Below are 982 nucleotides of genomic sequence, written 5' to 3'. Positions count from 1 at the left end.
TGGCGTCAACGGGAGCGTCAACGGGAGCGTCGGCGGTCATGCGCGCACCCCCTCGGCGGAGGCCATCGCGGCCTTCGCGAGTCCGTCGGTGATCAGGTTCGTGCCGACGGTGAGCACGGCGATCGCGGTCACCGGCAGGATCACGGCCCAGGGCGCGACCGTGAGCGCGATCCGGTTCTCGTTGATCATGAGCCCCCAGTCCGCGGACGGCGGCTGCATGCCGAGGCCGAGGAAGCTGAGCCCCGCGAGGATCCCGATCGAGTAGGTGAGGCGCAGGCCGAGCTCGACCGCGAGCGTGCTGCTCAGGTTTGGCAGGATCTCCCGCACCACAATCCGGCCGCGCGGGGTGCCCAGGACCTCGGCAGAGCGGACGAAGTCGCGGGTCACAATGCCGAGGGCGGCCCCCCGGACGACGCGGGCGACGCGCGGCAGGTGCCCGAAAGCGACGAGGGTCACGAGCAGCCAGGGCTGCGGGCCCAGCACGGAGAGAAAGAGGAGGGCCAGCACCAGCTGCGGGAAGGCGAGGGCGATGTCTCCGACGCGCATGAGCACCTCGTCGAGCCAGCCCGGGCGGTACGCGGCGATCACGCCGATGAGCGCGCCGAGCACGACCCCGGCGGTGCTCGCGAGGGCCGCGAGGACGATCAGGATGCGCCCGCCGTCGAGGAAGCGCGACAGCACGTCCCGCCCGAGATTATCGGTGCCGAAGACGCTGCCCTCCCCCGGCGGGCTGAACGGTGCCCCGGTGAACTCGGTCGGCGAGTACGGGGTCACGAGCGGCCCGACGAAGGCGACCAGGAGGATGAGGAGGGTCAGGACGAGCCCGATGACCGTCCCCGGGGAGCCGATCGCGCGCCGAACCAGGCTGCGGGGCTTGGGCTCGGTGACGGGGAGCAGGAGGGCGCGGGTGTCGGCCGAGGCGGCGGGGGCGGTCATGAGGCGGTCCGAACGCGGGGGTTGGCGAGGAGGGTCACGGCGTCGG

1 protein-coding gene is annotated in these 982 nt (G+C 72.7%); it reads right to left on the bottom strand.

The window, feature by feature from the left end:
- Positions 1–36: 36 nt before the first annotated feature.
- Positions 37–936, bottom strand: coding sequence for an ABC transporter permease (locus OOT08_RS17975; protein WP_325094249.1), 900 nt, complete (start codon positions 934–936; stop codon positions 37–39).
- Positions 937–982: the final 46 nt, after the last annotated feature.

This window comes from Leucobacter sp. M11 (assembly GCF_035726885.1).
Lineage (GTDB): Bacteria > Actinomycetota > Actinomycetes > Actinomycetales > Microbacteriaceae > JAPFRB01.
Note: the sequence above shows the minus strand (reverse complement) of the source record. Positions and strands in the feature narration are given on the sequence as shown.